Source organism: Cupriavidus sp. 05N39, assembly GCF_056397325.1.
In genome coordinates this window covers 1-5,757 of sequence record NZ_JBFTNE010000190.1, presented here as the reverse complement: position 1 = coordinate 5,757, position 5,757 = coordinate 1, and the positions used below count along the sequence as shown (strand labels likewise).

4 protein-coding genes are annotated in these 5,757 nt (G+C 65.9%); all 4 read left to right on the top strand.

Annotated features, from left to right (window positions below; translation table 11 throughout):
- The first annotated feature begins 248 nt into the window (after positions 1-248).
- Positions 249-2,705, top strand: coding sequence for a filamentous hemagglutinin N-terminal domain-containing protein (locus tag AC1DN0_RS39905; RefSeq protein ID WP_441636607.1), 2,457 nt, complete (start codon positions 249-251; stop codon positions 2,703-2,705).
- A 47-nt stretch (positions 2,706-2,752) separates the two neighbouring features.
- On the top strand, positions 2,753-4,468 hold the full coding sequence (locus AC1DN0_RS39900; protein ID WP_477146545.1) for a ShlB/FhaC/HecB family hemolysin secretion/activation protein: 1,716 nt from the start codon (positions 2,753-2,755) through the stop codon (positions 4,466-4,468).
- Positions 4,469-4,485: 17 nt separating this feature from the next.
- Positions 4,486-5,292, top strand: a complete 807-nt coding sequence (locus tag AC1DN0_RS39895; RefSeq protein WP_441636605.1) for a peptidylprolyl isomerase — start codon at positions 4,486-4,488, stop codon at positions 5,290-5,292.
- 91 nt (positions 5,293-5,383) lie between these two features.
- Positions 5,384-5,757: hypothetical protein (locus AC1DN0_RS39890; protein WP_441636603.1), on the top strand; the 374-nt coding region annotated here is incomplete at its 3' end.

The window sequence follows — 5,757 nt, the reverse complement described above, 5'->3', positions numbered from 1 at the left end:
TCCGATATTCAGCGTTTCGCGATCCTGCTAGTGTTTCGCCCTGATCCAGTGCGGCGGACGCGAATCGCTGTTGGCACCATCCATTTGGTATTAGCGCCTCCAGCCTGACCACGGCCCTGTCCGCGCAGCCATTCAACGGGGCGCATGAAGTGCAGCAGGCAGGAAATTGGGCAAGACCATTCGTCGATCTTGGGAACACATCCGCACGTGGGCCTCGCTTGCGCTTGGCCGCTATCGCGGCTAGCACAATGTTTGCCACCACCTGGAGCCTGGCTGGCGGGGTCACGCCAGACGGCGGCACTGTCACAACTGCGGCGACCGGTGCCAATGGCCGTATCACCGTGGGCGTCGCACAGGCGGTGGGTGGCGTCTCCACCAATACCTATCGCGACTTCAACGTGCCCCGGGCCGGCGTGGATCTCGACAACAACGCGGCGCACGCCCGGACGATCCTTAATCAGGTAACCAGCACCAATCCTTCCATTCTGGAAGGGCCATTGAGCGTGCTGGGGCCGCGCGCCAATGTCATTCTGGCCAATCCCAACGGGATCAGCGTAAATGGCGCGTCGGTGCACAACATTGGCAATCTCGCGCTGACCACCGGGCAGGTATCGTTCAACGATTTCACGGCGGCCAACGGCCAGCTCCAGCGCAATGTGGTTCTCAACACCAGCGCGGGTGCGATCGAGATCGGCCCGGAAGGGCTGTCCGGCACCTTGCTCAACCTTGAACTGGTGGCCAAGCAGATCCGCATTGAGGGCAAGCTCGAGAATCTCTTCGACGACGCCAATGCCCGCATCCGGGCCGTGGCCGGAACCAGCCGGGCAGAGATCGATACCAGCGTTTCTCCCACGGACAATCTGAGCAAGTGGATCAGCTATTCCGCCCCCGCCCTGAATGCCGGACAAGGGATCGCGCTGGACATTACTGCGGCGGGCAGCCTTAGTGCCGGCCGTATCGAACTCCTGGTGACCGATCAGGGTGCCGGCGTTCGTCACGCCGGCGCTGCCTACGCTACGGCGGGTGACTTCATCGTGTCCGGCACGGGCGACTTGCAACTGGCGTCGGGCAGGATCGGGGCCAGGCAGGACGTGCTGGTCGGCAGCGGCGGCCTGACGGGTACCGGCAGCATCGATGCGGGCCGCAACCTGCAGGTCATCTCGGACCGCGTCAGCCTGACTGGCTCAGCCCTGAGCGCAGGCACCCGTTCGACGGGCGATCTTGTTATTGGCGCAACGGGCCAGGTACACAGCCAGCCGATCCAGCTGACGGACTCGACACTGAAGGCAACAGGCGGCATCGGCTTGTTCGATGCCGGCGCTGGCCTTTCGTTGAACGGCACGCAGGCGACCGCGGCGGGCAACCTGCTGGTCGCTGCGAGGCTACTTCAGACTACCCGGGCCGGCTCGCGCAGCGCGCTGGTTTCCCGAGGCGGCGTGGTCACGATCCAGGCCGATGCCGCCGCGCTTTCCGGCACCAATGTCGACGGCATGGCAGGCACTGGCATGCTGGCGCAGAGCCTGGTCTTGCAGGATGCTGTTGTGCGTTCCACCGGAGGCGGAATCAGGATCACCGCCGCGGCGGACTACGCCCAGCATGACAGCAGCCTGTTGGCGGCGACCGATATCCGCGTCCATGGCGGGACGGTCTTGCTGGATTCCGTTGCCACGCAATCCTCGGTGATCGCTACCGGGGGCGGGGTGGTCATGCAATCCGACGGCGATCTGCGCAATACATGCGCCCGGATCGAGGGCCGGACGCGCATGGCGGACGATACAGCTTCGGCCGGTGCCGTCACCATACGAGCGGGGGGCAGCATGTTCAACACGTCGACTCCGCAAATGCTCGGCATCGTCTTCGGCGTCGATGACGATGTCGTGGTGCAGGCCGGCGCCGATGTGATCAACCGCCACGCCCGCATGATTTCAAACGGCTACCTGAACGTGCGAGCCGCAGGTGATCTTGTCAACGACATCACCAAGCAGGCCGGCGCCAATGACGAACAGCGCGCCTTCTACGCCGCCTCCGGCAAGCGTTGGCTGGTGCTGTCCACGCAGACAGCGGGTTTCGATATCGACTATGGCCACGCGGACCAGCCGGGACAGCTTGCCTATCTGAAGGCGGACAAAGGCATGACGCTGTCCGGCAGGAACGTGATCAACCGGGGCGGGGAGTTCCAGGTCGACAGCGGCAACCTCGCCATCCGCGCCGCCGATACGTTCCGCACGGAGGGCGTGCCTACCGGCAGCGCGCACTATTCCCGTTCCTGCCTGATCGTCTGCCGCACCTCGGCATCGTCCACGACCACGGTGCTTGGCGGACTGCTGTCCGCCAGCGGCAATATCGATATCCACGCAGGAAAGGTGGCCGCGAACCTGGGCGGCCGCGTATGGGCGATGGGAGACCTTACGGTCACCGCGCCAGTAACCTATGCCACCGGCATCACGGGTTACACCGCGATCGCGCGCGACCGCGGCTTCAAGGCCTTCTTCGGCGATACGTGGGCACGGCTCTACGCGATGGACGTCGGCGGCAGCTGGATGGCCGCGGCCAGGACGCGTATCGTGGGCGACACCGTGACCGACGGCGGTAGCTTCGAAGGCGACGTGTCGCTCGCCGGCACCGCTACCGTGATCCGCCCCCGCCAGCGCGATCCCGTCGCCATCGAGAATCATCTCGGCCTCACTTCCTGGTTCTGGCGGTGATCGTGCACGGGTTCAAATCGTTCCCCCATGCCATCGCGGCAGCCGCGATGCTGCTCGCCTCCATGCCGGCACTAAGCCAGCTGTCACCGGGCCCGGTACCGGTACCCGTTCCGGAGGATCCCGCCCAGCGCCTGCTGCGCGAGCAACGCCAGCGGGATCTGGAGCGCGAGGCGACCCAGCCGCCGGCACAGATCGAGGTTCAGCCTTTGCTGCCGTCGGACGCCYCGGTCGAAGCGGTACCGGAATCCTCCACCACCTTTGTGATCCAGCGCATCCAGGTGCAGGGCAACACGGTCCTCCCTGATAGCGATGTCGGCGCCATCACGGCGCCGTTCCTGGGAAAGCCGCTCGGTACCAATCGGATCAACCTGCTATTGCGGCGTTTTACCGAGGCCTTCGTTGCCAAGGGCTACATCACCACCCGCGCCTACCTGGGGGAGCAGAACCTTGCCACTGGCGTACTGGTCGTGACGGTGGTGCCGGGCAAGCTCGAATCGATCCAGCTTAACGGGCGCGCCATCCGGCCCGCCAGTTCCAGCTTGTTCGACACGATGGGTGGGGGACTGGTCACAGATGCCGGCACTGCCTGGCAGTTCCCGGCGCCGGGTGACACCGTGCGGCTGCAGGATCTGGAGCAGGGCGTCGACCAGATCAACCGGCTGCGCCGCAATCGTGCCGAACTGCAGATCCTGCCCGGCCAGACACCGGGCAGTTCCGTCGTGGCACTGGCCAACCAGCCCGGCGACCGGTTCCGTTTCAATGCCGGGGTAGACAACTACGGCAGCCGTACAACTGGGATCTCGCGCACGCGGCTCGGGCTGGACGCTGACAATGCCCTGGGCTTCCAGGAGGCGTTTTCAGCCAGCTACATCGGCACGGCGGATACCAACGCCGCGGTGCTGTCCGCCGCGGTGCCGTTTGGCTACAACACCTTCAGCTATACCGGCTCGATCTCGGAGTACCAGAGCGTCATTGGCGACACGGCGCTGCTGTACGGCCGCAGCTTTGGCCACACCCTGGGCTGGAACCACGTGCTCACCCGCGACAAGACCGGCCGGCAAGCCGTCGACCTGACGCTTGCCTACCGCAAGAGCGAGCGGGAGATCAACAACCTTCAACTGGATCCGCAACGCCTCACCGTACTGCGGGCGGCCTGGAGCGGCCTGCGCCGTTTCGCCGCCAATGGGCAGCCGGGCTACGTCACGGCCGAAGCAGGCGTGTCACGGGGTTTGCCTTCCATCAATGCAACCCGGGATCCGGCCGACATCCGCCCGGAAGAGGCACATGCGCAATTCACGAAGCTGGATGCCAACGCCACGCTGCAACTGCCATTGCCGCTTGTTTTCGATCGCGCTCAGCTGGCCTGGCGGGCGCAGCTCGTTGGCCAGTGGGCCAATGTCGCGCTGTTCGGCTCGGAGCAGATCTATGCGGGCGGCATGAGCACCGTGCGCGGCTTCCGGGAAGGTGTGATCGCGGGCGATCGGGGCGCCTACCTGCGCAACGAGCTGGCATGGGCCAATGCGCCCGCGCTGGCCGGCATGCGCATGGAGCCATATGTGTTTCTCGACGGCGGCCAGGCCCAGTACGTAGCGACGCGCCGCTGGCAGTCCGTCGCTGGGGCCGGCGCCGGACTGCGCGTGTCGGCCCAGTGGGCCAGGCAAACCTTTACCAGTGAACTGCTGCTGGGCGTGCCGCTCGCACAACCCGCCTACCTGGGGGCAAAGGCAACGCTCCTGCTCGCCACCTTTAACTGGACCTATTGATCTTCAAGGACCTTGTCATGCAAATACAACTCAGCCGTCTCCTTGTCACCACCGCGCTGGCGCTGGGCCTGCATGCCGCTCACGCGGCTTCGGTCAACGGGGTCGCCGTTACCGAAGAGCAGATCACGCGGGCGTTGCAGCTGATGGGTCTCCCCGATGCGCCGCAGGCACGCGACGTGGTCAAGCAGCAATTGATCGCCCGTGAACTGTTCCGCCAGGAAGCCGCCAGGGACAAGGGGCTGGAAGCGCGCCCCGACGTGCAGCAGGCCCTGCGCGAGGCCAGGAACAATATCCTGACCCAGGCCTGGCTCAAGGACCATATCAAGCCCGCGCCCGTCACCGACGAGCAGGTGAAGGCGCGCTACAACGCCATCGTGGCAAGCCTTGGCGACAAGGAATACAAGGGCCGCCTGATCGAGGTGACCGACGACGAAGCCGCCGCCGCGGCCCTGGCGCGCATCAGGAGCGGCGAAGACTTCGCCAAGGTGGCCCAGGCAGTGAGCCTCGCGCCATCCAAGGGCAGCGGTGGCGCCATGGACTGGACCAGCTTCAAGACGCCGGCGCAGGAGGGACAGACCCAGAACCTGCCGTTGCCGCTGGCCCAGGCACTTTCCACATTGCCTGCCGGTGCGGTGAGCGCCGCGCCCATTACCTGGAACAACCGCCGCTTCCTCGTCAAGGTCGACGAGGTGCGGGCGACCCAGGTACCGGCCTACGAAGCGGTCAGGCCGGGCATCCAGCAAGCGCTGCAGGCCCAGGAACTGGAGCGCGCCACTGCCGCGCTGGTCACCCGGTTGCTATCGAAGGCCAGGATCACCCAGTAAGGCCAATCGCCGCCCACGATCGTCGGCGGTCCTGCCGCCACCCAGACGCATCAAGCATCAAGCAATAAGCAAAGCATCGTCAGGACTCACCATGTATCGCGACCGACCGGACACGCAGCCCGAGTGCAACCCGCAATATCCGCAAGCGGCAGACGCCGGCATGCCCGACGCCTCCATGGCGGATCGGGGGCGCCGCAGTGTGCCGGCACGCGCGGTCGCGGGCCTGCTTGCGCTGACCTTGTGGGTCGGGCCGATGCAGGTCACCCTGCAGCAGGCGCAGCAGGCAGCAGGCGTGCTGGCAGCCGGCGCGGTCGAACTGGAGGCTCCGGCGATTCACGCGGCCGCCGTCCGTCAAAGCCTGTTGCGCTGGGCGGTTGCACACCTGCCGGTGACGGCCAGCTTCGGTCCGACGGCAGCCTATGCGGCGCCGGTCACGGACCCGAGCGCGCCCTTGCGCTTCACACC